At 67.0% G+C, this 25,616-nt stretch carries 20 protein-coding genes; 14 read left to right on the top strand and 6 right to left on the bottom strand.

The genetic code is table 11. The annotated features are described in order from the left end of the window. Positions 1-24 precede the first annotated feature (24 nt). Positions 25-1,395, bottom strand: coding sequence for an 8-oxoguanine deaminase (locus ACETK3_RS03630; protein ID WP_237428944.1), 1,371 nt, complete (start codon positions 1,393-1,395; stop codon positions 25-27). 403 nt (positions 1,396-1,798) lie between these two features. Between ACETK3_RS03630 and ACETK3_RS03625 the strand changes: the two genes are divergently transcribed. From ACETK3_RS03625 to ACETK3_RS03585, 9 genes are all read left to right on the top strand, one after another. Continuing rightward, positions 1,799-2,293 carry a nucleoside deaminase gene (locus tag ACETK3_RS03625; RefSeq protein WP_236799624.1) on the top strand — a complete coding sequence of 165 codons (495 nt, stop codon included), beginning with the start codon at positions 1,799-1,801 and terminating at the stop codon, positions 2,291-2,293. Positions 2,294-2,307: 14 nt separating this feature from the next. Further along, positions 2,308-3,849, top strand: coding sequence for an NCS2 family permease (locus tag ACETK3_RS03620; RefSeq protein ID WP_236820476.1), 1,542 nt, complete (start codon positions 2,308-2,310; stop codon positions 3,847-3,849). Between the two features lie 96 nt (positions 3,850-3,945). Next, positions 3,946-5,166: an XdhC family protein gene (locus ACETK3_RS03615; RefSeq protein ID WP_237428943.1), complete on the top strand. Its 1,221-nt coding sequence runs from the start codon at positions 3,946-3,948 to the stop codon at positions 5,164-5,166. Next, positions 5,157-6,080, top strand: coding sequence for a xanthine dehydrogenase family protein subunit M (locus tag ACETK3_RS03610; RefSeq protein WP_236799621.1), 924 nt, complete (start codon positions 5,157-5,159; stop codon positions 6,078-6,080). Before ACETK3_RS03615 ends, ACETK3_RS03610 begins: the two co-directional genes overlap by 10 nt. A 2-nt stretch (positions 6,081-6,082) precedes the next feature. Beyond that, positions 6,083-8,917: a molybdopterin cofactor-binding domain-containing protein gene (locus ACETK3_RS03605; protein WP_236799620.1), complete on the top strand. Its 2,835-nt coding sequence runs from the start codon at positions 6,083-6,085 to the stop codon at positions 8,915-8,917. Between the two features lie 86 nt (positions 8,918-9,003). Then, entirely contained in the window at positions 9,004-9,984 is a 981-nt protein-coding gene (locus ACETK3_RS03600) for an aldo/keto reductase (protein WP_236799619.1), read from the top strand. A gap of 103 nt (positions 9,985-10,087) precedes the next feature. Continuing rightward, the gene (locus tag ACETK3_RS03595; RefSeq protein WP_237428942.1) at positions 10,088-10,828 is read left to right on the top strand and encodes a HEAT repeat domain-containing protein; all 741 of its coding nucleotides are present in this window, start codon (positions 10,088-10,090) and stop codon (positions 10,826-10,828) included. Further along, positions 10,825-11,475, top strand: coding sequence for a uracil-DNA glycosylase (locus tag ACETK3_RS03590; protein WP_237428941.1), 651 nt, complete (start codon positions 10,825-10,827; stop codon positions 11,473-11,475). The genes ACETK3_RS03595 and ACETK3_RS03590 overlap by 4 nt, the downstream gene beginning before the upstream one ends. 50 nt (positions 11,476-11,525) lie before the next feature. Beyond that, positions 11,526-13,133 carry a DUF222 domain-containing protein gene (locus ACETK3_RS03585; protein WP_373992537.1) on the top strand — a complete coding sequence of 536 codons (1,608 nt, stop codon included), beginning with the start codon at positions 11,526-11,528 and terminating at the stop codon, positions 13,131-13,133. A gap of 98 nt (positions 13,134-13,231) precedes the next feature. Here ACETK3_RS03585 and ACETK3_RS03580 read toward each other — a convergent pair whose 3' ends face one another. Both ACETK3_RS03580 and aceE read right to left on the bottom strand, forming a co-directional pair. Continuing rightward, positions 13,232-14,026 (bottom strand): NTP transferase domain-containing protein, encoded by a 795-nt coding sequence (locus tag ACETK3_RS03580; protein WP_237428939.1) that lies wholly within the window; start codon positions 14,024-14,026, stop codon positions 13,232-13,234. A gap of 76 nt (positions 14,027-14,102) precedes the next feature. Continuing rightward, on the bottom strand, positions 14,103-16,844 hold the full coding sequence (aceE, locus tag ACETK3_RS03575; protein WP_373992536.1) for a pyruvate dehydrogenase (acetyl-transferring), homodimeric type: 2,742 nt from the start codon (positions 16,842-16,844) through the stop codon (positions 14,103-14,105). Positions 16,845-16,962: 118 nt separating this feature from the next. On the opposite strand from aceE, the gene ACETK3_RS03570 reads away from it, so the two are divergent. Genes ACETK3_RS03570 through ACETK3_RS03560 form a run of 3 tightly spaced genes read left to right on the top strand, consistent with a single transcriptional unit; the run spans position 16,963 to position 20,065 of the window. Beyond that, complete coding sequence (locus ACETK3_RS03570; RefSeq protein WP_237430548.1) at positions 16,963-18,489, top strand: NCS1 family nucleobase:cation symporter-1; 1,527 nt, start codon at positions 16,963-16,965, stop codon at positions 18,487-18,489. A gap of 57 nt (positions 18,490-18,546) precedes the next feature. After that, positions 18,547-19,290: an aspartate/glutamate racemase family protein gene (locus ACETK3_RS03565; protein WP_373992535.1), complete on the top strand. Its 744-nt coding sequence runs from the start codon at positions 18,547-18,549 to the stop codon at positions 19,288-19,290. Between the two features lie 13 nt (positions 19,291-19,303). Then, positions 19,304-20,065, top strand: a complete 762-nt coding sequence (locus tag ACETK3_RS03560) for an SDR family oxidoreductase (protein WP_236799611.1) — start codon at positions 19,304-19,306, stop codon at positions 20,063-20,065. Between the two features lie 44 nt (positions 20,066-20,109). On the opposite strand, the gene ACETK3_RS03555 is transcribed toward ACETK3_RS03560, so the two are convergent. From ACETK3_RS03555 to ACETK3_RS03545, 3 genes are read right to left on the bottom strand one after another with little or no spacing between them, the layout of a single operon-like run. Continuing rightward, positions 20,110-20,487, bottom strand: coding sequence for a sterol carrier family protein (locus ACETK3_RS03555; protein ID WP_236799610.1), 378 nt, complete (start codon positions 20,485-20,487; stop codon positions 20,110-20,112). 57 nt (positions 20,488-20,544) lie between these two features. Further along, positions 20,545-21,561: an asparaginase gene (locus ACETK3_RS03550; RefSeq protein ID WP_306967988.1), complete on the bottom strand. Its 1,017-nt coding sequence runs from the start codon at positions 21,559-21,561 to the stop codon at positions 20,545-20,547. 60 nt (positions 21,562-21,621) lie between these two features. Beyond that, positions 21,622-23,208, bottom strand: coding sequence for a molybdopterin-dependent oxidoreductase (locus tag ACETK3_RS03545; RefSeq protein ID WP_373992534.1), 1,587 nt, complete (start codon positions 23,206-23,208; stop codon positions 21,622-21,624). A gap of 99 nt (positions 23,209-23,307) precedes the next feature. Here ACETK3_RS03545 and purD point away from each other — a divergent pair, with 99 nt between their 5' ends. Beyond that, the gene (gene purD / locus ACETK3_RS03540; RefSeq protein ID WP_373992548.1) at positions 23,308-24,624 is read left to right on the top strand and encodes a phosphoribosylamine--glycine ligase; all 1,317 of its coding nucleotides are present in this window, start codon (positions 23,308-23,310) and stop codon (positions 24,622-24,624) included. A gap of 1 nt (position 24,625) precedes the next feature. Then, positions 24,626-25,564, top strand: coding sequence for a phosphoribosylaminoimidazolesuccinocarboxamide synthase (locus ACETK3_RS03535; RefSeq protein ID WP_373992533.1), 939 nt, complete (start codon positions 24,626-24,628; stop codon positions 25,562-25,564). The last annotated feature ends 52 nt before the right edge of the window (positions 25,565-25,616 follow it).

Genomic DNA, 25,616 nt, shown 5'->3' with positions numbered 1-25,616 from the left:
CGCTAGCAGCGGGCCGGACGCCTGTCAGCCGTTGACCAGCCTCTTTGCCGCTGCGGCGTGTCCGGCGATGAGGCCGACCACATCCAGCCCGGGGATCTGCCCGTCCACCACCCGCCACTGCCCGCCCACCATCACCCGGTCCGCCCGGTCGGCGGCGCAGAGGAGGAGGGCTGCGACGGGGTCATGGCTGCCGGAAAAGCGGAGGTCGTCAAGTCGAAACAGCGCCAGGTCGGCCTGCATGCCAGGTGCCAGCTGCCCCAGGCCGCGCCGTCCAAGGACTGCCGCGGACCCCCGGGTGGCCCAGCCCAGCGCCCGTTCCACCGGCACGTCAGCCCCATAGCGCAGCCGCTGGAGGTAGAGGGCCTGCCGCGCTTCCAGGATCATGTTGGAGGCATCGTTCGACGCCGAACCGTCCACCCCCAGACCCACCGGGACGCCGGCGTCCTCCAGTTCCAGGACCCGGGCAGTCCCGGAGGCCAGGCGCATGTTGGAGGTGGGGCAATGCGCGACGCCGGTCCCCGCTGCACCGAGGCGGGTGATCTCCGCATCGCTGAAGTGGATTCCGTGCCCCAGCCAGGTGCGGTCCGTCAGCCAGCCAACGCTGTCCAGGTAGTCCACGGTCCGCAGGCCGAACATCTCCCGGCAGAAGTCCTCCTCCTCCAGGGTCTCGGCCAGGTGCGTGTGCAGCCGAACGTCCAGCCGCTCCGCGAGGGCCGCGCTTTCAGCCATGATCTCCTTCGTCACCGAGAACGGTGAGCAGGGGGCCAGTGCGATCTGGATCACCGCGTCAACCCCGCGCTCGTGGTACTGGCCCACCAAGCGCTCGCTGTCCGCCAGCACCACCTCCGGATGCTGCACGGTGGACTGTGGCGGCAGGCCGCCGTCGTCCGTCCCCAGGGTCATGGAGCCACGGGTGAGCGTGGCCCGCATGCCGAGCCGCCGTACCGCCTCAACCTCGATGTCCACGGCATCCTCAAGGCCCGCGGGGAAGAGGTAGTGGTGGTCGGCGGCAGTGGTGCAGCCGGAAAGCAGCAGCTCGGCCAGTGCCACTGTTGCTGCCAGTTCCAGGTCCTTCGGCGTGAGCCGGGCCCACACGGGGTACAGGTTCTGCAGCCAGGGGAACAGCGGGGTGTTGGCCACCGGCCCCCAGGCCCGCGTGAGGGTTTGGTAGAAGTGGTGGTGCGTGTTGATCAGGCCGGGCAGCAGCACGTGGTTGCCTGCGTCGAAGGTCCCGGTGCAGGGCGCGGACGGCTGCTCGCCCGCGGCCAGGACCTCGGTGATGACGCCGCCGCTGACCACCAGGCCGCCTGTTGCGTCGAGGTCATTGGCGGTGAAAGCTGCGAGCGGATTGCGGATCCATAAGCGGGATACGGGTGCAGGGGAGGGAGCGGTCATGGCTGTCCTTGTCTGAGCCGAAGGCGGATGCGGTAAGTCCAGCTCAGTGAGGCCCTGTCTGCTGATCCAGGTGCCGCGCCTGGAGGCAGGGCGGGTGGGTTCAGCGTAGGGAAATCGGCTGACGTGCGTCAACGTGGCTTTTTGTGACCGCGGCGCCGGGAGGAGCCGTGAAGAGTCGGCAACATGCATTTCACATAGCGAAAATGAATTTCCAGAAAAGTATGGCGTGGCCCACAAACGGGTGCTAATCTCAATTCTGCCAAAGGCGGGCACCCGAACCCGGGAAGCTATCTACCAGGCGCAACTTAACCTTCACAGCACATGCTGAAGCCTGGTAACCGTTCGCACCTGGTTTTACTGGTCCTGCGCGGCAACAGGCTTCCCGGCAAAAGGAAGTCGCATCATGAGTACCACCGTCACGGCCGAACAGTTTTTGGCCCGCTCCATCCGGCTGGCAACGGCCAATGTCCTCAACAGCGGGGGCCCGTTCGGCGCCATGATCGTCACGGCGGACGGGCAGGCGTTCGACGGCGTCAACCGTGTCACCGCGGATAACGATCCCACCGCGCACGCCGAAGTTACCGCCATCCGCACTGCCTGCCGCGAATTGGGCACCTTCGACCTCAGCGGCGCAACCCTCTACACCAGCTGCGAGCCCTGCCCCATGTGCCTGGCCTCCGCGCTCTGGGCCCGGGTAAGCCGCGTTGTCTACGCCGCCGACCGGCATGACGCCGCATCCGTCGGTTTTGACGACGCCCTGTTCTACGAATACTTCGAAAACCAGGACAGGGATTCCCTGATGCCGGTCTCCAAGCTGGAGCTGGGCGATCCCCAGGCCCCGGCGCCGCTGGAGCCGTTCAACACCTGGAACACGCTCGAATCCAGGATCGACTACTAGGCCCGGCGGCTTCGATGACCATCCTGGACCATTCCCACGAGGAGCATTCGGCTCCAAGCACCAGCACGATCCGGCGGGCGCCGCGCACTTCCACGCAGGCAACCGGAACACCCCGACCGCCGGCACCGGAATCCTTCCTGGACCGCTTCTTCCAGATCACCCGGCGCGGCTCCACCGTTGCCCGCGAGTTCCGCGGCGGCCTGGTCACCTTCTTCACCATGGCGTACATCGTCATCCTCAACCCCCTCATCCTGGGCGGGTTCAGCGCTGACAACGCCCCCACCGATGTTGCCGGCGGTTGGCTCTCCGCCGCCCAGGTGGGCGCCGTCACCGGCCTCACCGCCGGCGTCATGACCATCCTCTTCGGCCTTATCGCCAACCTGCCCTTCGGTCTTGCCGCCGGGCTTGGCATCAACTCCTTCCTGGCCGTCTCGGTGATTCACGAAGTCACGTGGCCCGAGGCCATGGGCCTGGTGGTGATCAACGGCATCCTTATCGTGTTGTTCGGCGTCACCGGCGCCCGGACGGCCATCTTCCGGGCGGTGCCCAAGGAGCTGAAAGCCGCGATCACTGTCGGCATCGGGCTGTTCATCGCCTTCATCGGCTTCGTGGACTCCGGCTTCGTCCGGCCCACCGCCGGCGGTCCACCCGTCCAGCTGGGCGACGGCGGCTCCATCACCTCAGTGCCCACGCTCGTGTTCGTCGTCGGACTCCTGGCCATGGGCATCCTGGTGGCGCGCAAGGTCCAGGGCGGCCTGCTCATCGGCATCGTGGGCACCACCGTGCTGGCCGCCGTCGTGGAAGCCATCATGAAGATCGGCCCCGCCAGCGCTACCAACCCCGGCGGCTGGCACCTGAACACCCCCGTCCTGTCCGGCCAGCTGGTTTCGGCGCCGGACCTGGGCCTGGTGGGCCAGTTCGACCTCTTCGGCTCCTTCGCCAGGATCGGCGGACTCGCAGCCACCATGCTGGTCTTCACACTGGTGTTCACCAACTTCTTCGACGCCATGGGAACCATGACCGGCCTGGCCAAAAGCGCCGGCGTCGCCCACAAGGACGGCACATTCCCCCGGCTGAAGTCGGCCTTCATCGTGGAAGGCTTCGGTGCCGTGGCGGGCGGGGCCACCTCCGGCTCCTCCAACACCGTGTACATCGACTCCGCAGCCGGCATCGGCGAGGGCGCCCGGACCGGTTTGGCTTCGGTGGTCACCGGCGCGCTGTTCCTGGGCTCGATGTTCCTCACCCCGCTCACCAGCGTGGTGCCGCTCGAGGTTGCCGCCGCCGCACTGGTGGTGGTGGGCGCCATGATGATGGCGCAGATCCGCGAGATCAAGTTCACCAAGTTCACCGTGGCCCTGCCGGCGTTCCTCACCATCGTGACCATGCCGCTGAGCTACTCCATCGCCAACGGCATCGGGGTGGGCTTCGTGAGCTGGGCCGTCATCGGGGCGGCATCCGGCAAGGCGAAGAAGATCCATCCGCTCATGTGGGTGGTGAGCGCGGGGTTCCTGGTGTACTTCGCCCGCGGGCCGATCAACCACCTGCTCGGCGGCTGATCTTGCCCCACCACCCAAGGGGTCGGGCCAGCCCTTGGCCCGGCCTCTTGCAGGACCGACAATGGACACCACCGCCGCGGAAGAAGGAGCGCCGCCATGCTTGACCTGATCCCTTCACTTGGCCCCTGGACGCGCAGGCTGGCAGGCCGACAGTTCGCCGTGGCCACCATCCTGGCCGCCACCGGATCGGTGCCGCGCCCGGTGGGGACCTCCATGCTGGTCACCGAATCCGGCGATGTCCTGGGCAGCCTCTCCGGCGGCTGTGTGGAAGGCGCCGTGGTGGCGCTCGCCCAGGAGGCAACGGACGACGGCGTCCCGCGCCACGAGACGTTCGGCTTCAGTTCCGACGACGCCTTCGCCGCCGGACTCACCTGCGGGGGAGAACTGGCCATTCACATCCAGCCGGTGCCCGCCGGGACCGGTGCTGCCAGGGATCCGCTGCGCGCTGCCCTGCTGCAGCTTGCTGCCCTCGGGCCGGACCAACCCGTAGCGCTGGTACGGCTCCTGGGTAGCCCGGGAAGCGCCGCCGTCGTCCTTTCCGATCCCGCCGCCTTCCGCCTGGCCGCCCACCCGGAGCTGGCAGCGCTGCTGCAGGGGGAGCCCGCCCTGCAGGTGGAAGCGATGGTGCGCAGCGGCGGCACCGGGCTGGTCCGCCAGGCAGGGCACCGGGAATGTCCACCGGACCGGAGCGGGCACGGGCGCCCGGGCGAAGAGCTGGCTGTCCTGGTGGAGTCCCGGCTGGCCCCGCCGCGGATGCTGGTGTTCGGCGCCAACGATTTCGGTGCCGCGCTGGTCCCGGCAGCCAAGCTGCTGGGCTACTACGTGACCCTGGTCGATGCCCGCCCGGCCTTCGCGTCGCAGCCCCGGTTCGCCGCTGCCGACCAGGTGGTGACGGACTGGCCGCACCGGTACCTGGCGGCGGAAGCCGCGGCAGGCAGGCTGGACCCCCGTACCGTGGCCGCAGTCCTGACCCACGACCCCAAGTTCGACATTCCGCTGCTGGAGGTCGCGCTGGCCCTGGACCTCGCCTATGTGGGCGCCATGGGCTCGCGCCGGAGCCACCTCCAGCGGGTGGATGAGCTCCTCAACGCAGGCGTTCCGCCGGAACGGATTGCCCAACTGCATTCACCCATCGGCCTGGACCTCGGCGCCGTCACTCCCGCCGAAGTGGCGGTGTCCGTGACTGCGGAACTGATTGCCGCCCGGAACCGCGCTGCCAGCGGCATGCCGTTGCGGGAAACTTCCGGGGCCATCCACCATCACCCGGCTGCCCCGGCAGCCGCAGACCTTACCAAGCAGGAGATCGCATGGACATGAACACCATCGAGGCGGTGGTCCGCACCACCGACCCCGCGCAATGGCGCGAAGGCGATGCCTGGCTTGCCGGCGGCACGGTCCTGTTCTCCTACGGCAGCTACGCCTTTGGGCCCCAGCCTCTCACCCGGCTCCTGGACCTCGGCGACGCCGGCTGGACGCCCGTCACCGTCACCGATGACGGCATCGAGCTGGCCGCCACGTGCACCATCGCGGAGCTGTACAACCTTCCGGTGTCGCCGGCTGTGGCGGACCGCAGCTGGCCGGCGCTGGACCTCGTCCGGGCGTGCTGCGATTCCTTCGTGGCCTCCTTCAAGGTCTGGAACATGTCCACCGTGGGCGGCAACCTCTGCACCTCCCTGCCCGCAGGGCCCATCATCTCGCTGTGCGCCGGGATGGAGGGGACGGCCACCATCCTCGGCCCGGGCGGCGCCAGCCGGCAGGTTCCGGTGGCGGAGTTCATCACCGGTGATGCCACGAACTGCCTGGCACCCGGCGAGCTGCTCCGCAGTATCCACCTGCCGGCGTCGGCCCTTAACTCACGGGTGGCGTTCCGCCGGCTGTCGCTGAGCAACCTGGGCCGGTCCGGGGCGCTGCTCATCGGAAGGCTCGACGGCGGCACCTCCCTGGTGCTCACCGTCACCGCTGCCACCAAGCGGCCCGTACAGCTGCGTTTCGACGGGGTGCCGGATGCAGACCGGCTGGCCGCTGCGTTGGACGATGCCATCCCGGCGGAGCTCTATCACGACGACATCCACGGCATGCCCGCCTGGCGCCGCGACATGACCTACCGGCTTGCCGAAGAAATCCGGGCCGAACTCGCCGCGCCCCACGGGACGCCGGGACTCGTTGTTTCCGGTGATTTCTGGCCGCCCCGGGCCGCAAGGCCCGGCACCACTCTTTCGAAAGGGGCCTAAGCATGGCCATCGAGATCAACGGCACCCCTGCCGGCACGGCGCCGCGCCCCGGGCAGTGCCTGCGCACCTTCCTGCGGGAGCTGGGTAACACCGGCGTGAAGAAAGGCTGCGACGGCGGCGACTGCGGCGCCTGCACCGTGCACGTGGACGGAACACCGGTCCACAGCTGCATCTACCCGGCCGTGCGGGCAGAGGGGCGCTCGGTGACCACCATCGAGGGGCTGGCGGCGGCCGGAGGTGGCGGCGACGGTGACTTGCACCCCGTGCAGCAGCAGTTCATGGAGCGCCAGGGGTTCCAGTGCGGCTTCTGCACGGCGGGCATGGTGATGACGGCGGCAACGTTCGACGACGAACAAGAGGACAACCTGCCCCGGAACCTCAAGGGCAACCTCTGCCGGTGCACCGGGTACCGCGCCATTGCCGATGCGGTCTGTGGGGACGCCGGCCATCCCGCCCCCGAAGGACCGGGTTCCGGCATCGCGGGGGAAGGCCAGCCGGATCCGGAGCCGGGCCGGTTGGGCGACGACGTTCCCGCACCGGCCAGCCGGGCAGTGGTTACCGGCGCCGCCCGCTACACCTTGGACCTGCCGACGGACCAGCAGCAGGCCCTGCTGCACCTGAAGATCCTGCGCTCGCCGCACGCCCACGCCCGCGTTCTCTCCATCGACAAGGAGGCAACGCTGCAGGTTCCCGGCGTCGTGGCGGTCTTCACCCACGAGGACGCTCCGGAGCAGCTGTTCTCAACGGCGCAGCATGAGCTCTTTACCGACGACCCGGATGACACCCGGGTGCTCGATGACGTGGTGAGGTTCCGCGGCCAGCGGGTTGCCGCCGTCGTGGCTGAATCCGTCGGCGCTGCGGAAGCCGGCGTCCGGGCGCTCCGCGTGGAGTATGAGGAGCTGCCTGCTGTCTTTTCGCCGCAGGACGCGCTGCTTCCGGGCGCACCGCTGGTGCACGGGGACAGGGATGCATCCCGCTCCCGAATTGGCCGGCCGGACCGCAACGTGGTGGCGGAGCTGCACTCGGAGCTGGGAAACGTGGCCGACGGCTTCGCTGCCGCCGATTTCATCCACGAGCAGACCTACCAGACCCAGCGGGTGCAGCACGTGGCGTTGGAGACGCACGCGGCCATCGCCTCGGTGGACGCCGACGGCCGGCTGCAGGTTCGCACGTCCAGCCAGGTCCCGTTCCTGGTCCGGCGGACGCTGTGCCGGGTGTTCGGGCTGGATGAGGACAAGGTGCACGTGGTGGCCGGCCGGGTGGGCGGCGGGTTCGGCGGCAAGCAGGAAGTCCTCACCGAGGACCTCGTGGCGCTCGCAGCCCTGAAACTGAAGCGGCCGGTCCAGCTGGAACTGACCCGCACCGAGCAGTTCACCGCCACCACCACCCGGCACCCGTTCACGATCAAACTGAAGGCCGGTGCCAGCAGGGAAGGCAGGCTGACGGCCCTGGAGCTGGACGTCGTCACCAACACCGGCGCTTACGGCAACCACGGCCCTGGCGTCATGTTCCACGGTTGCGGCGAATCACTGGCCGTATACAACTGCGCCAACAAGAAGGTGGATGCGCACTCGGTGTACACCAACACGGTGCCGGCCGGTGCCTTCCGCGGCTACGGACTCAGCCAGATGATCTTCGCCATCGAGTCCGCCATGGATGAACTGGCGGCCGGAATCGGCATGGATCCGCTGGAGTTCCGCCGCCGGAACATGGTCCGCGAGGGAGACCACATGCTGTCCACCCAGCCGGATCCGGAAGAGGACGTCCACTACGGCAGCTACGGACTGGACCAGTGCCTTGACCTGGTCCGCGACGCCCTGGACCGCGGCAAGGCCCGCTACCGGGATGCAGGCCTGGACGACCTTGGCCCGGACTGGATGGTGGGGGAGGGCGCCGCCCTCTCCATGATCGACACCGTGCCCCCGCGCGGCCACTTTGCCCACTCCCGCCTCCGGCTCCTGCCGGACGGAACGTACCAGGCCGACGTCGGGACCGCCGAGTTTGGGAACGGCACAACCACGGTGCACGCGCAGCTGGCGGCCACGGCCTTGTCCACGGAGGCGTCCCGGGTGGCGGTGCGCCAGTCGGACACGGACCTGGTGGAGCACGATACCGGCGCGTTCGGCTCCGCAGGGACGGTGGTGGCCGGAAAGGCCACGCTCGCCGCTGCGGAAGAGTTGGCAGTCCGGATCCGCGCCTTCGCGGCCGGCATCCGGCAGACGCAGGCGTCCGCGTGCGTCCTCAACGGCGATGCCGTGGTGGTTGACGGAACTCCCGTGGCACTGGCTGAGCTGGCGCAGGCTGCCGCGGATGCCGGCGTCGAACTCGCCGCGGAGGGACGCTGGGGCGGTACCCCGCGTTCCGTCGCCTTCAACGTGCACGGCTTCCGGGTGGCCGTGAACCGCGGCACCGGTGAGCTGAAGATCCTGCAAAGCGTGCAGGCCGCCGACGCGGGGGTGGTGGTCAACCCGCGGCAATGCCGCGGACAGATCGAAGGTGGGATTGCCCAGGCCTTGGGTGCCACGCTGTATGAGGAAGTCGTAGTGGACGACGCCGGCAAGGTCACCACGGACATCCTCCGGCAGTACCACATTCCTACTTTCGCGGACGTGCCTCGCAGCGAGGTGTACTTCGCGGATACCAACGACAAGCTGGGGCCGCTGGGGGCGAAATCGATGAGCGAAAGCCCGTTCAATCCGGTGGCGCCGGCGCTTGCCAACGCACTCCGGAATGCCACCGGAGTGCGCTTCGCGTCCCTGCCCATCGCTCGCGACCGGATCTATTTGGGGCTCAAGGAAGCCGGGCTGGTGCCCAAGCTGGAGCGTGTGCCTTCCTAGGCCAGCCGGGGTCATACTTCCGCTGGTGCGGATGCAACCCGGGGTCGGATCTGACCCGGGGTTGCATCGTTGCATATAGTCGGGGGATGGAACAGCGGATTTTAGGCAAGACCGGACGGAACGTCTCCATCGTGGGGCTGGGTACCTGGCAGCTCGGTGCGGACTGGGGAAACGTGGATCCGGCACAGGCGCAGGCCATCCTCGCAGCCTCGGTGGAGGCCGGAGTTACCCTCTTCGACACCGCGGACGTCTATGGTGACGGCAAGAGTGAGCAGGCCATCGGGAAGTTCCTGGCGGACAACCCGGGCTCCGGCGTCACGGTTGCCACCAAGATGGGCCGGCGGGTGGAGCAGCGGCCGGAGAACTACAATCTGGCCAACTTCCGCCAGTGGGTTGACCGCTCTCGGAAGAACCTGGGCATGGACACCCTGGACCTGGTCCAGCTGCACTGCCCGCCCACCCCGGTCTACAGCAACAACGAGGTCTACGACGCCCTCGACACCCTGGTGGCGGAAGGTGCCATCCGCAACTATGGCGTCAGTGTGGAACGGACGGACGAGGCCCTCGAAGCCATCCGGCATGAAGGAACGGCCTCTGTCCAGATCATCCTCAACGCCTTCCGCCTCAAGCCGCTGGACGAGGTGCTGCCCGCCGCCAAGGCTGCAGGGGTGGGCATCATCGCCCGCGTGCCGCTGGCATCTGGTCTGCTCTCCGGCAAGTACACCAAGGACACCACCTTCGCGGAGAACGATCACCGCAACTACAACCGCCAGGGCGATGCCTTCGACGTTGGGGAGACCTTCTCCGGCGTGGACTACGAGCTGGGCCTGAAAGCCGTGAAGGAGTTCGAGCAGCTGGTCCCTTCCGGTGCTACAACGGCGCAGGCGGCCATCGCCTGGATTGCTGCCCAGGACGGCGTCACTACCGTCATCCCCGGCGCACGCAACGTGGATCAGGCACGGGCCAATGCCGCCGCGGCCACGGTCAGCGTGGGCAAGGAGTTCGACGACGGGGTCCGCTGGATCTACGACCACTACTTCCGCGAGTCCATCCACCCGCGCTGGTAGCGTTCGCCGCCTGCCCCAAGCCTCGCTTCGCTCGCCACGGGGACCCCGGGCGGCTTTCTTACCCACTCGGCTCGGTGGCACGCCGGCGGCAAGGAGTTCAGCGATGGGCAAACGGTCGGATTACCGGGCGGTGCTGGAATTGCTTCCGCCCGGGGAGTGGACCGCCTACCTGACCGCTGAGTCCGGGCTTCCTGGGCCCCGGGGCAACCTGGAACTGGCGGCGGCGTTTGCCGATGTAGCGGAGCCGGACCTGGTCCGGCTGTGCGCCGGGAGCCCCGACGAGTACCTTGCCCTGTGCGGCGCTATTGGTCTTGGCCGGCTGCTTGTGGAGGGCGATTCTGATGCTGCCGCTACCCTGCGGGCGCTGGCGGAAGACGACCGCTGGCGGGTCCGCGAGGGGGTAGCGATGGCCCTGCAGCGCCTGGGGGATGCGGACATGCCCGCCTTGTGGGCCCTGGTGGAACGATGGGCGGACGACGCGCCGCTCGTGCAGCGTGCCGTTGCGGCCGGGATTTGTGAACCGCGGCTGCTGGGTGCTCCGGAGGATGCCGCCAGAGCGGTTGAGATCCTCGACAGGATAACCAGAGTGGTGGAAGGAACGGATCCTGCATCCCGCCGGTCGGAGCAATTCCGCGTGCTGCGCCAGGGGCTTGGATACTGCTGGAGCGTTGCCGTTGCCGCGGCACCGGTCACTGGGTTCGGACACCTCGCCAAGTGGGCTCGCAGCCAGGACCGTGACGTGCGCTGGATCGTACGCGAGAACCTTCGAAAAGCGCGCCTTCACAGGGCCGATCCGTCGGCAGCAGAGCGTTTGGCTGCCGTCCTCGAAAAGTCCGCCGAATGACGGCCCCCGGCATCTCTGCGTTCGTTCAGCGGCTTGCGGCCGTGGAGCTCGGACCGGCGTGCACTAACTTCTTCAATCATGAAGTCCCGGAGAACGCGCTGCGCAGGCGCAACCTGGAGCTCTACCTGCAGGAGATGCTGGACCGGCAGCCCAAGGTGCTGCTGGTAGGGGAGGCACCCGGTTTCCGGGGCATGCGGATCACCGGTGTGCCCTTCACCAACCGGGTTATCCTCGGAGGCCCCACCAACAGCTTCGGGCTTTTCGGCCCCGGCAAGGGGTACGTGCTGCCGCCCGAAGCTGCAGGGGTGGCTGCCGAGCCAACGGCAACGGTGCTGTGGCAGGTGCTGGAAGAGGTGGGGGCTGTGCCACTGCTGTGGAGCGCTTTCCCCTGGCACACGCACCAGCCAGGAAAGCCCTTGTCCAACCGCACGCCCAAGCCTTCGGAGACAAAGCTGGGGACTCCCTTCTGGCAGGAATTGGCGGAACTGTTCGGCACCACCTCCATCGTGGCCGTGGGCAACGTGGCCCAGCACAGCCTCCAACGCAGCGGCTTGGCCGTTCCCAAGATTCGGCATCCGGCGCATGGCGGCAGGGCGGGTTTCAAGAGCGGGCTGGAGCAGTTGCTGGAAAGTGGGATGCAGGCCTGAGCTGAACACTTCACAGCCAGAATGTCGTACCCCTTTGTCATGATTGGTTCATGGGAAGGGCGGCGGTGGTCAAGGCTTACGCAGACATCCGGGCTGCCCTTGCTGTGCTGAATGCCGAGGTGGATTGGTGCGGTTCGGAGTCGTTTTCGGTGGCTGATCCGTTGGCCGGCCTGGCGGATGGTTGCTTGGACATTCTTGCCGGTGCCCGTGAGGTTGAAGCAGGGATTGCCGGGTTGAAGGCGAAGGCTGCGGTGATGTATGCGGAGAGCGCCAGTGCTGTTGCCGGTCCGGATGTGCCGGTGCAGGCGCAGGAGATGGCGGTCGCGGCGGAGGTCGGGTGCGTGCTGGCGCTGGGGCCGCGGGCGGCGTCCTCGTTCCTGGCGACTTCGCACGCCGTTGTTTCCTCGTTGCCGCGGACCCTTGCGGGGCTGCAGGCGGGGACGTTGTCCTGGAGTCATGCGGTGGTGATGGCTGATGAGGCCGCGAGCCTGGGTGCCGCGGGGGCGGCGGCGTTGGAAGCTCATTTCCTTGACCCGGACGCCCCGGATGCTGCTCGGGGGTGCCCTGCCGGGGAGCTGCCGGCGCAGCGGTTCAGGGTCAAGGCCCGGACGTGGCGGGAACGTCACCACGCCGAGAGCATCGAAGTGCGCCATGCCAAGGGGGTGGCGGATCGGCGGGTGGAGTTCCGGCCGGACCAGGACGGGATGGCGTGGCTGTCCGCGTGTTTGCCGGCGGATCAGGCGTTGGCCGGGTGGAACCGGCTCACCGCAATGTCCCGGTCACTGCAGGGGCCCGCGGAGTCCCGGACCATGTCCCAGTTGCGGGCGGACAAGTTCGCTGATGCGATCCTCGGCAGCAGTGGCAGCAGTGGCAGCAGTGGCAGTGGCGATGGCAGCAGCAGTAGCAATAGGACCAGTAGCGGCCGTGGCGCCAGCGTCACGGATGCGATTGACGAAGCTAATGGTGGTGACGGCGATACCGGTGCCCGTGACAGCGCCGGTGTCAATGGCAGGGATGGACGGGAAGACTTGCCTTCACCGATCCGGGCGCAGGTTCTGGTCACGGTCCCGGTGTTCTCCCTGATGGGGTTGGCCGATGAACCGGCCATGCTCGACGGGTACGGGCCGATCCCGCCCTCGATGGCCCGCGATTTGGTGGCGAACGGCGCCGGATCGTTTTACCGGGTGTTGGTGGATCCGCGGGACGGTGCGCCGCTGGAGATCGGCCGGAAGAGTTACCGGGTGACCGGGGCGATGCGGGCCTGGCTGCGGATGCGGGACGGTAAGTGCCCGTTCCCGGGCTGCAGCAACAATTCCCTGGACAACGATGCCGACCACATCCTCGCCTGGGCCAAGGGCGGCACCACCGGGATCTCCAACCTGGGACAGCCCTGCCCTAAGCACCACAAGCTCCGGCACACCACCGGTTGGAAACCCACCGCGGCCACCAAGAACGAACCACCTGGCTGGATCTCGCCTACCGGCCGCCACTACACAAGCGAACACCAGGACTGGGAACCCACCCGTTGGCCTGTTCTTCGCAACGCGGACCAGGTACCGGGGGAGGCACCGCCTGGCGTGCTTTCTGATCTCGTGCAGCTCGGGATATCCCCGGCAGAAGATTGGCTGCAGTGGGTCCTGCACGCTCCATCCGCCTGACGCGGCCAGGGTAATGCTGCCCTGCCCACGCCTGACCGTCTTTGCGTGCTGTTGGGGTCGCCTGCTAGTGGTGGCCCGGTGCCTGTGGAGCTCGACTGCTACTGAAGAAGGCCCAGCTGGTCCGGCGTATCCACGTCCTCGCCGCTGGACTGGTCGCTGCAGTCCACCTCGTCCACAAGGTCAGGATGGGAACGCAGGAAGCCGCGCGCGCCGGCGTCACCCGTTACCGTTGCGCACACTGCCTCGCGCAGCGAGGCGTCGATGAGCAGGGGGTGCCCGCGCTGGAGTTGGCCCGCTTGCCCGCGGTTGTTTCCGTGGCGGGCGAATCCTGGCTGTCGTGACCTGTTCTCCTGCTGTGTGTTTTCGTTCCCTCCTGCTGTCTCCTTTGGCTCAAGACAGTCTCCGCGGCCAGCGTCGCCTTCGTGGCTTCGGGTGTCCGGCAGCCCGCCGTCGGACGGCGCGCGGCGGTAGGCCGCCGTCGTGACACGCCCCGGACGATGGGCGGCCAACAGCCGCCGGACAGTCTCCGGGGTCAGTCCGGGCTGGTCCACAAGGGCTATCAACAGGTGGCTTCCGGGGTTCGCGGCGTGGTTCCCGAGCAGGAATGAGCTGCCCATGCCCGTCTGCCAGTCCGCGTTGTCCAGCACGCGGAAGCGGTCGAGGCTGGCAGCTGCCTGAACTTCAGACGCTCCTGCGCCGAGGACCACCACTACTTCCCGGCAGCCGCCCTCGAGCAGTGCATTGCCGACGGACTCCACCAGCGGCCGGCCCCGGTAGGGCAGCAGGGCTTTCGGTCCCAGGCCCAGACGTGTCCCGGCCCCGGCCGCCAGGACGACGCCGCATACTCCGGGGTCCGCCAAACCCGTCGGGCCTGCGGCCTTAGTGTTCCTCATAGCTGCACCCTAGCCAATGCCAAAGCAGACGGGGCAGCCTCCCACGGAGACTGCCCCGACTGCTCCTGGGTGGTTCTCAGGCGTCGCCGCCCGCCCCGCCCGTGGTGCCGGCGTTGACGTCCAGGAGCTTGTACCGGTCAATCGCGTATGACGGCGCACCCTCCTCAACTTCGCCCCTCGCCGCCAGCATCTGCAGCACTTTCACCACGATGGAGTGGGTGTCGTTCTTGAAGTAGCGGCGGGCTGCTGCGCGGGTGTCGGAGAAGCCGAAGCCGTCGGCGCCGAGGGTGGCGAATTCGTTGGGGACGAACTGCCGGATCTGGTCCGGGGCTGCCTTCATGTAGTCGGACACGGCGACGATGGGGCCGGTGGCTCCTTCGAGTTGCTGGGCGACGAAGGGGACGCGGGCGGGCTGGCCGGGGTTGAGGAAGGCTTCTTCTTCGGCGGCGAGGCCGTCGCGGCGCAGTTCGTTCCAGGAGGTCACGGACCAGACGTCGGCGGAGACGTTCCAGTCATCTGCCAGCACGCGCTGGGCTTCGAGGGCCCAGGGTACGGAGACGCCGGAGGCGAGGATCTGGGTGCGGGGACCGTCGATCTTTGCCGGGGCGAGCAGGTAGATGCCCTTGATGACGCCTTCGACGTCGAGGTTCTCCGGTTCTGCGGGCTGGATGATGGGTTCGTTGTACACGGTGAGGTAGTACATGACGTTCTTGTCCGTCGAGCCTTCCCCGTACATCCGTTCCAGGCCGGAGCGGACGATGTGTCCGATTTCGTAGCCGTAGGCGGGGTCGTAGGTGAGTACGGCCGGGTTGGTGGAGGCCAGCAGGGGGGAGTGGCCGTCGGCGTGCTGGAGGCCTTCGCCGGTGAGGGTGGTCCGTCCCGCGGTGGCGCCGATGATGAAGCCGCGGGTCATTTGGTCCGCTGCTGCCCAGAAGGCGTCGCCGGTGCGTTGGAAGCCGAACATGGAGTAGAACGCGTAGACCGGGACCAGGGGGATGCCGTGGGTGGCGTAGGAGGTTCCGGCGGCGGTGAACGCTGCCACGGCGCCGGCTTCGTTGATGCCGGGGTGGATCAGCTGGCCCGCGGGGGACTCCTTGTACGCCAGGACCAGGTCACGGTCCACCGACAAGTAATTCTGGCCCTTGGGGTTGTAGATCTTCGCCGTGGGGAAGAACGCGTCCATGCCGAAGGTGCGGGCTTCGTCGGGGATGATCGGGGCTATGTGCTTGCCGAAGTTCTTGTCCCGCATCAGGTCCTTGAGCAGGCGGACGAACGCCATGGTGGTGGCGGCCATTTGCTTGCCCGAACCGCGCTTGGCCACCTCGTAGGACTTCGCCTCGGGCAGCACGATCTCAGCGTGGGTGTTGCGGCGCTCCGGGACTGATCCGCCCAGCGCGGCACGGCGCTCCATCATGTACTTGATTTCCGGGGCGTCGTTACCGGGGTGGTAGTACGGCGGCCGGTACGAGTCGTTCTCCAGCTGCTCGTCAGTAATGGGGATCCGGAGGTGATCGCGGAATTTCTTCAGGTCGTCCAGAGTGAGTTTTTTCATCTGGTGGGTGGCGTTGCGGCCTTCGAAGTGGGGGCCGAGGCCGTAGCCCTTGACGGTGTGGGCGAGGATGACGGTGGGTTTGCCCTTGAATTCTGTGGCTGCTTTGTAGGCGGCGTAGACCTTGCGGTAGTCGTGGCCGCCGCGTTTGAGGTTCCAGATCTGGTCATCGGTCAGGTCCGCGACGAGGTCTTTGGTCTGCGGGGTTTTGCCGAAGAAGTGTTCGCGGACGAACCCGCCGGATTCTGCCTTGTAGGTCTGGTAGTCCCCGTCGACGGTTTCGTTCATGATTTTCACGAGGGACCCGTCGGTGTCGCGGGTGAGCAGGTCATCCCATTCCCGGCCCCAGACGACCTTGATCACGTTCCAGCCCGCGCCGCGGAAGAACGCTTCGAGTTCCTGCATGATCTTGCCGTTGCCCCGGACCGGACCGTCCAGGCGCTGGAGGTTGCAGTTGATCACGAAGTTCAGGTTGTCCAGGTTCTCGTTCGCGGCGAGCTGGAGCAGGCCGCGGGATTCGGGTTCGTCCATTTCCCCGTCGCCCAGGAACGCCCAGACCTGCTGGTCGGAGGTGTCTTTCAGGCCGCGGTTGTGCAGGTAGCGGTTGTTCTGGGCCTGGTAGATCGCGTTCATCGGCCCGATGCCCATGGACACGGTGGGGAATTCCCAGAAGTGCGGCATCAACCTGGGGTGCGGGTAGGAGGACAGGGCGTGGCCCTGGCGGGACTTTTCCTGCCGGAACCCGTCCATGTCTTCCTCGGAGAGGCGGCCTTCCATGAATGCCCGGGCGTACATGCCGGGGGAGGCGTGGCCCTGGAAGAAGACCTGGTCCCCGCCGCCGGGGTGATCCTTGCCGCGGAAGAAGTGGTTGAACCCGACCTCGTACAGGGTCGCCGCGCCGGCGTACGTGGAGATATGCCCGCCGACGCCGATATCGGGCCGCTGCGCCCGGTGCACCATGACCGCGGCGTTCCACCGCATGTAGGCCCGGTAGCGGCGTTCGTATTCCTCGTTGCCCGGGAACTCGGCTTCCTGGTCCACCGGGATCGTGTTCACGTAATCGGTGGTGGTCACCATCGGCACACCCACGCTCTGCGCGCCCGCGCGCTGCAGCAGGCTCCGCATGATGTATTGGGCACGCTCGGTACCCTGTTCCCTGATCAACGCATCCAGGGACTCAACCCACTCGGCAGTCTCTTCCGGATCACGATCAGGCAGCTGGTTAGTCAACCCGCTGAGGATATGGGAGGTCTCTTCTCCTGCAGCCACGGCAGCCTCTTTTCATTTTTGAATGCTTGGCCTCATGTTTTCGTATTGTGAGAAAACATTGTTGCTAGACGAGATTAGTAGGAGGCGTGTCCAGGGTCAACGTGATAACCGCCACCAGCTGGCCGCAGCGGCGGGTTGGAGCGTACATACCCCCGGAAGCGTTGAAGCCCTGTGCGAATCAGCAAGCGCAGCCTCGGGCACGAGCATCAGCCCTTCCCTGTACAACTCCGATCTTGCCCCCACCAAGCGCGCCGGCCGCAGCTGGACCAGTTACAGCATCTTCACCCTGTGGGCCAACGACGTGCACAGCCTGGGCAACTACGCCTTCGCCATCGGGCTGTTCGCCTTGGGGCTGGGCGGGTGGCAGATCCTTATGGCCCTCGGCATCGGCGCGGCGCTGTTGTTCGGCCTCCTGACGCTGTCCGGATTCATGGGCGTCAAGACCGGTGTTCCCTTCCCAGTCATGAGCCGAATCAGCTTCGGCATCAGGGGCGCCCAGATCGCCAGCCTCCTCCGCGGCGCAGTGGCCGTGGCCTGGTTCGGCATCCAGACCTACCTCGCGTCCGTGGTGTTCCGCGTGATGCTCGTCGCCATGTTCCCCGCGTTGGCGGACATGGACAAAGACTCCATCCTGGGCCTGTCCACCCTGGGCTGGATGGCGTTTGTGACCCTTTGGGTGGTGCAGTTGGTGATCGTCAGCTTCGGTATGGAGATGATCCGCAAGTATGAGGCCTTCGCCGGCCCGGTCATTCTTGCCACCATGGCCGCCATGGCCATCTGGATCTTCGTCGAGGCAGGCGGAAGCATCGCCTGGTCCTCCGACAAGGCGCTGGAAGGGCCGGAAATGTGGCTCACCATCTTCGCCGGCGGCGCCCTGTGGGTGTCCATCTACGGCACCTTCGTCCTGAATTTTTGCGACTTCACCCGCTCGGCAGTCTCCAAGAAGGCTGTGGTGCGCGGCAACTTTTGGGGCATCCCCATCAACATGCTGGTTTTCGGCGCCATTGTGGTGGTCATGGCCGGTGGCCAGTTCAAGATCAACGGCACCATCATCAAGAGCCCCTCGGACATTGTCCAGACCATCCCCAACACGCTCTTCCTGGTCCTGGCCTGCCTTGCCCTGCTGATCCTGACCATCGCCGTGAACCTAATGGCCAACTTCGTTGCCCCGGTTTACGCACTAACCAACCTGTTCCCCAAGCGGCTGAACTTCCGCAAGGCCGCCATGGTCTCAGCGACGATCGGCTTGGTCATCCTGCCCTGGAACCTCTACAACAACCCGCTGGTCATCGTGTACTTCCTCGGTGGACTCGGTGCGCTGCTCGGCCCGCTGTTCGGCGTCGTCATGGCCGACTACTGGCTCATCCGCCGCGGGAAGGTCAACGTGCCGCAGCTCTACACGGCATCCCCTGACGGAACGTACTTCTACAAGAAGGGCGTCAACCCGCGGGCCATCATCGCCATGGTTCCGGCCGCCGTCCTGGCCCTCCTCATCGTCTTCGTCCCGGGACTGGCTGCGGCCGCTCCCTTCGCCTGGTTCTTTGCAGCAGGCATCGCCGCCACGCTCTACTTCTTCATCGCCGACCGCAACCAACGGCTGGAAGACCACGACGGTGAGGCCATCGCCGTCGTCAGCACCCACTGAGCCCCACCCACCCAGCAACCGGCCCCACAGGGACCCGGAGCACCAAAGGACTTCCCCATGCGCATACTCGTTGCCAATGTGAACACCACCTCGTCGATGACGGACTCGATTGCGGCCTCGGCACGCAGTGTGGCCGCTCCCGGTACGGAAATCATCGGCATCACCCCGAGGTTCGGCGCAGACTCCTGCGAGGGCAACTTTGAAAGCTACCTCGCCGCCATCGCCGTCATGGACGCCGTCACCTCCTACCCGGAGCCCTTCGACGCCGTTGTCCAGGCCGGCTACGGCGAGCACGGCCGCGAAGGCCTGCAGGAGCTGTTGGACGTGCCGGTGGTGGACATCACCGAAGCCGCAGCCAGCACGGCTATGTTCCTGGGTCACAAGTACTCCGTGGTGACCACCCTGGACCGGACGGTTCCCCTCATCGAGGACAGGCTGAAGCTGGCCGGACTGGACGCCAGATGTGCGTCTGTCCGTGCCAGCGGCATGGCCGTGCTGGAGCTGGAGGAGGAACCCGAGCGGGCAGTGGAGGCCATCATCAATCAGGCGATGCTGGCCGTCACCCAGGACAAGGCCGAGGTCATCGTGCTCGGCTGCGGCGGCATGGCCGGGCTGGATGAGCAGATCCGGCAGCGGGCCGGAGTCCCCGTAGTGGACGGCGTGGCTTCCGCGGTGACAATCGCCGAATCCCTGGTCCGGATGCGACTCTCCACCTCCAAAGTGCGGACGTTCGCTGCGCCCCGCCCCAAGACCGTCATAGGCTGGCCGCTGATCAAGCCGGCCGTGCCGGCGCAGTCCTAAGCCAGGAGACAGAATGGACACGTCCCCTCCCACTGCCCGCGTCGCCGTCGTTACCGGGGCCGGCTCCGGCATTGGCCGGGAGGTCGCCCGGCAGATGCTGGCCGATGGCTTCCGCGTGGTACTGGCCGGCCGACGCGAAGCGCAGCTGAAGGAGACAGCGGACAGTCACCCCGACGCTCTTGTGGTGCCGTGCGACGTCACCCGGCCCGACGACGTCGAGCGCCTTTTCGAGGCTGCCCGCCGGCAGTGGGGGCGCGTGGATGTCCTGTTCAACAATGCCGGCGTGTTCGGCCCGGCGGCCGGCGTGGACGAGATCAGCCTGGACGACTGGAACGCCACGCTGGCCGTGAACCTCACAGGCTCCATGCTGTGCGCGGCCGCGGCCGTCCGGGCCATGAAAGCGCAGGTGCCGCAGGGCGGGCGGATCATCAATAACGGTTCCATCTCCGCCCATTCGCCCCGGCCCCGGACGGTCGCATACACGGTGACCAAGCACGCCATGACCGGCCTGACCAAGAGCATCGAGTTGGACGGCCGCGGCTATGGCATCACGTGCGGGCAGATCGACATCGGCAACACGGCCACGGAAATCATGGACACCATCGGCGTCGGCTCGGGGGCACTGCAGGCCGACGGCAGCCGCAAGGTGGAGCCAATGTTCCCCGTGAAGGACGCGGCGCGCGCGGTGCTGATGATGGCCAACATGCCGGCCACAGCCAGTGTTGGCTCAGTGGTGGTTACCGCGGCCGGTATGCCCTTCATCGGCCGCGGCTGACGTGCTCCGGCCGACTCGCCGCGGCTGGGGAGGAGGCGGCAGGGCTAGAGGGGCAGCAGGGCCGACAGGTCGGCCCGCAGGCCTGATGCTGCCACTTTGCCGGCAGCAACTGCATCTGCCCAGCGCACCTGGCCCGTCACCATCCCAAGCCAGGTGGCGGCGTCGCACTCAATCACATTGGGTGGGGTGCCGCGCGTGTGCCGCGGCCCCTCCACGCACTGTGTGACGCCAAAGGGCGGCACACGCACCTCAACAGAGTTGCCCGGGGCGCGGGCGGTCACTTCCTCCAGCGAGTACCTCACTGCGGTGGCCAGGACCGTGCGTGGCACGGGAACGTCCGACGGCGGCTGGGCGGCTTCCAGCCATGCCTTCAGTGCTGCTTTGCCTTCCTGGACGTCGATACGACGACGGGCTACGGCCATGCTTTCAGTCTTTCCTTTTGCGGCGGTGCGGATTTTGCGGCGGCGGAGAACGGGGTGTCAGTCCAGAAGGGCGGAAACTGCCGGACCCAGCCGGATCTTGCCCACCGGTCGGCCGCCGCCAAGCACCGGCTCAACCACTTTTTCCAGGGCGCTGGCAACGCCCGGAATCTCCACGGCCCCCGCTGCCGCAAGAAGGGTCAGGGCCACAAGCGAGGTGGCGCGGACGTTTCCGTCGAGGATCTTGACTGCCACGGAAACGCCTTGGGGCGTGGCCATGGCCAGGACTCCCTCGGCCCCGATCTTGGCGATGATTTCGAGCTCGTCCATCACCAGGGTGTTGGCTTCACCGCGGCCCTGCACGGCCCACGGGTAATCCAGCATCGAGGTGGCAATGGTGGCTGCCCTGGCGCTGAAGCTCTGGTCACCCGGAGCTTTGGCCAGCTGCGAATAGGCCCGGGCCAGCCCCTTCAGGGAAACGGCTGCCACGGGCGCACCGCAGCCGTCGATGCCCAGGTGCGCGATCTGCTCGCTCGTGTATTCCTCGATGACCGTCCGCACCCGCTGCTGCAGGGGATGGTTGGGCTCCAGGTAGCTGTGCGTGTCCCACCCGTTTTCCGTGCAGGCCCAAAGGAATGCTGCGTGCTTCCCGGAACAGTTGTAGGCCAGCCGCGACTTCCCCTTTTCCGAGCGCACCAGCCAGTTGCGGGCCGTCTCGTCCTGGGGCCAGGCTTCGGGGCACTGCAGCTGGTCTTCACGGACGCCGGCGGCCTTGAGCATGCCAGCCACCACGTCCATGTGGTCCAGTGACCCGGTGTGGCTGCCGCAAGCGATGGCCACCTGGGCGCCGCGCAGCGGAACCCCGGACTGCATGGATGCCAGCGCCTGGAACGGCTTCAGGGTGGACCGGGCGTAGATGGGGGTGTTGATGTCGCCAAGCTCGGTGACCACTGACCCGTCGGCGGACAGAAGGACGGCGGAACCGATGTGCCGCGACTCCACAAAGCCGCTGCGTTCGATCACGGCCAGTTCGACGGCGGAGTCCACGGTGAAGGTGGCATGCGGATTATGCGGCATACCGCCAGTCTATGGGCCAGCCTGCCACTGCACGGGGACCCGCCACTGAGCGCTGACCATCTACTGCACGGTCACCATTACCGACTGCCAGCCGGAGGCGCCATCCGGAACCGGGTCGGCACGCTTGTCCGTTTGGACCTCGCCGGTGCCGTCGGTGGCCCGGACCTTGATGTAGTGCGGGCCGGGCGTGGCGTCCCACTCGTAGGACCACTGGCGCCAGGTGATGGTGGACGCTTCGGCCGACAGGGTGGTTTCCATCCACTCGCCGTTATCGATCTGGATCTCAACCTTGGTGATGCCGCGCGTCTGGGCCCAGGCGGTACCGCCCACCGCTACCTTCCCGGCCGGCACCTTGGCGAAGGACTTGGGCACCTCCACGCGTGCCATGGTCTTGATGGGTCCGCGTTCGGACCAGCCACGGTTGGTCCAGTATGCCTTGTTGTCGGCAAAGCGGGTGACTTCCAGGTCAACCACCCACTTGGTGGCTGAGACGAAGCCGTACAGCCCGGGAACCACCATCCGCACAGGGTAGCCGTGCTCCAGCGGAAGGGGTTCGCCGTTCATTCCGATGGCCAGAATGGCGTCGCGGTCATCCTGCAGGACCTCCAGGGGAGTGGAGGCGCTGAAGCCGTCAATGGAGGTGGACAGCACCATGTCCGCGCCGTCCTTGGGCTTGGCGCGTGCCAGGACCTCGCGGATGGGAAGGCCCAGCCACTTGGCGTTGCCGGCCAGGTTGCCGCCCACGGGGTTGGAAACGCAGGTGAGGGTGACATGCGATTCGATCAGCTGCGCGTCCAGCAGGTCCTGGAACGTCAGGGTCACTTCCTGTTCCACCAGCCCGTGCACCCGCAGTTCCCAGTCATCGACGTTGATTTCCGGGACACTCAAGGCCGTATCGATGCGGTAGAACTCATTGTTCGGCGTCAGCCACGGGGTAACGCCCGCAACAGGGGACTGCACGCCCGCCGGGACGGGCGCTGCAGCCTTGGCCGGTGCCGGCAGCCGCAGGGCGTCCCGGGCCTGGGCCACATTGTTGCGTGCGGCACCCAGGAGCCGGCCGCCAGTCGCCGCGATTCCTGCAGCCACCGCGGTGATCCCCGCGGCGGTGAAGAAACCCCGGCGGCTGGTGCCGTCGCCACGTTCCCGCGCATCGCCGTCGTACGCTGTATCAGCCGGCGCTTCGGGCCACTCCTGCAGCCCCCACAGCGGCACCAGCAGGCGGCGCAGGACCACCAGACCCGCCACCGTTCCCAGCACGGACGGGATGGCGTCCACGGCGCTGACACCCGCGCGGCTCACGACGCAGGCAACGATCACGGCGCCCATGAACAGGACCCCCAACACGCCCAACGCCCACTTCCGGTAGGCCACCACGCCAAGAATGCAGGCAAGCACCGCGATGGTGAGGCCCATGCCCACGAACAGGGCGGCCTTGTCATTGGTGCCGAAGGTGGCGATCGCGAAGTCCTTGAGCCCGGGCGGTGTGAAGTCGATGAACGTGGAGCCCAGGGCAAACAGCGGCGTGGCCCTGGCGGTGAAGAATGCGCCGATCAGCTCCGCAACGGCAAGTACGACGGCGGCCGCCACCACGCCTGCCAAAGCGGCCATGGCGGCGGTGCCGGTTTTCCGGTTTCGAAGCGTTGTCATGTGTATGGTTCGGAGCGGCCGGGGCCGCGGATTGACGGGCCGGGCAGGGAAGGTCACAGCTTAGGAGCCGGAAGGGTGCACAAAGTACCCTTGGAGACTGTGAAGGTACTCGTCATTGGCCCCGGAGGCCGCGAACACGCCATTGTCCGCTCCCTGCTCGCCGACCCCAACGTGTCCGAGGTCCACGCGGCGCCGGGCAATGCCGGCATCAGCAAGCTGGTCCCTACCTACAACATCAACGGCAACGATCCCGAGGCGGTTGCGGAACTGGCCACCCGGCTGGCCGTGGACCTCGTGGTGGTGGGCCCCGAGGCTCCGCTGGCCGCCGGTGTCTCCGATGCCGTGCGCGAAGCCGGCATCCCCGTCTTCGGACCCAGCAAGGCTGCCGCACAGCTGGAGGCCTCCAAGGCTTTTGCCAAGGAAGTCATGGCAGAAGCCGGGGTACCCACGGCGATGGCCATGGTGGCCACCAATGCCGAGGAAGCAGCGTCAGCACTGGACACCTTCGGCGCCCCCTATGTGGTGAAGGACGACGGCCTGGCCGCCGGCAAGGGCGTGGTGGTCACCAGGAACCGCGACGAAGCCCTGGCCCACGCGCAGTCCTGCTTCGACGCCGGCGGATCAGTGGTGATCGAGGAGTTCCTGGACGGGCCCGAAGTTTCCCTGTTTGTGCTCTGCGACGGGCAGAACACCGTTGCGCTCACACCGGCGCAGGATTACAAGCGCATCTTCGACAACGACGAAGGCCCCAACACCGGCGGCATGGGCGCCTACACCCCGCTTGAGTGGGCCCCTGAAGGCCTGGTGCAGGAGGTCCTGGACCGGGTGGCCCAGCCCACCGTCAACGAGATGGCCCGCCGCGGCACCCCGTTTGTCGGCGTGCTGTTCGTCGGCCTGGCCCTCACCTCACGCGGTACCCGCGTCATCGAATTCAACGTGCGCTTCGGCGACCCCGAGACGCAGGCGGTCCTCGCCCGGCTCAAGACGCCCCTCGGCGCCCTGCTCATGGCGGCTGCCAAGGGCGAACTGGACAAGGCAGAGCAGCTGCGCTGGTCCAAGGAAGCCGCTGTCGCCGTCGTCGTAGCCTCGGAAAACTACCCGGACAAGCCGCGCACAGGTGACCGGATCCGCGGACTCAAGAAGGTGGAAGCGCTTGAGGGCGTGCACGTCATCCACGCCGGAACCGCCCTGGATGATGAAGGCAAAGTAGTTTCCGCCGGCGGCCGCGTCCTGGCTGTCGTAGCGCTGGGCAGCGACCTGGTGGAGGCGCGCGAAAGAGCCTACGACGGCGTGGAGCTGGTCCAGCTGGAAGGCTCGCAGTTCCGCAGCGACATCGCCCGCAAAGCCGCCCGTGGCGAAATCAAGGTTCCCTACGGCGCCACGGGTTCAATGCCCATCGTGAAAGCAAAGGCCTGACATGACTGACACTTCGGAGAACCGCGGCTACGCCACCGAGACGCTTGACCTGCCCGGTTGGAAGCATGTCTATTCCGGCAAAGTGCGCGACCTCTATGAGCCCGCCGATGAGTCCATCCTGCAGCGCCTGGGCCAGGACTGCGTGCTGGTGGTGGCCAGCGACCGGATCAGCGCCTACGACCACGTGCTGTCCAGTGAAATCCCTGACAAAGGGCGCATCCTCACGCAGCTGAGCCTCTGGTGGTTCGACCAGTTGGGCGTTGAGCACCACGTGCTCGGTTCCACTGTGGAGGACGGCGTGCCGGCCGAGGTTGAGGGCCGGGCCATGATCTGCAAGAAGCTGGATATGTTCCCGGTGGAGTGCATTGCCCGCGGCTACCTCACCGGTTCCGGGCTCCTTGAGTACAAGGCCTCGGGCACGGTCTGTAACATCCCGCTGCCCGAAGGGCTGGTGGACGGATCCCGGCTGGAGCACGCCATCTTCACCCCGTCGGCGAAGGCTTTGATCGGCGAGCACGACGAGAACATCACCTATGACGCCGTGGTGGCGCTGGTGGGGGACGACATCGCCGGCCGCCTGAAAGAGCTGACGCTGAAGATCTACACCACCGCGGAAAAGATCGCCCGGGAGCGCGGCATCATCCTGGCGGACACCAAGGTGGAGTTCGGATACGACGCCGTCTCCGGGTCCATCACCCTGGGCGATGAGGTACTGACCCCGGATTCCTCGCGGTTCTGGGACGCCAGCACCTATAAACCGGGCCAGGCCCAGCCGTCCTACGACAAGCAGTATGTGCGGGACTGGCTGACCTCCGCCGAGTCCGGCTGGGACAAATCCTCCGACACCCCGCCGCCTGCGCTTCCAGCCGACGTGGTCGAGCGCACCCGCAGCCGGTACGTTGAAGCGTTTGAGAAGATCACAGGAAAGACGTTTTCCTAGCTGTTCAGACCGAAGCCAGGTAGGCCCGAAAGCCGGCCAGGTAAGCCTCCCG

The organism is Arthrobacter sp. E44 (assembly GCF_041877125.1).
Lineage (GTDB): Bacteria > Actinomycetota > Actinomycetes > Actinomycetales > Micrococcaceae > Arthrobacter.
The sequence above is the reverse complement of the archived record's forward strand: the minus strand, read 5'-3'. Positions and strand labels throughout refer to the sequence as shown.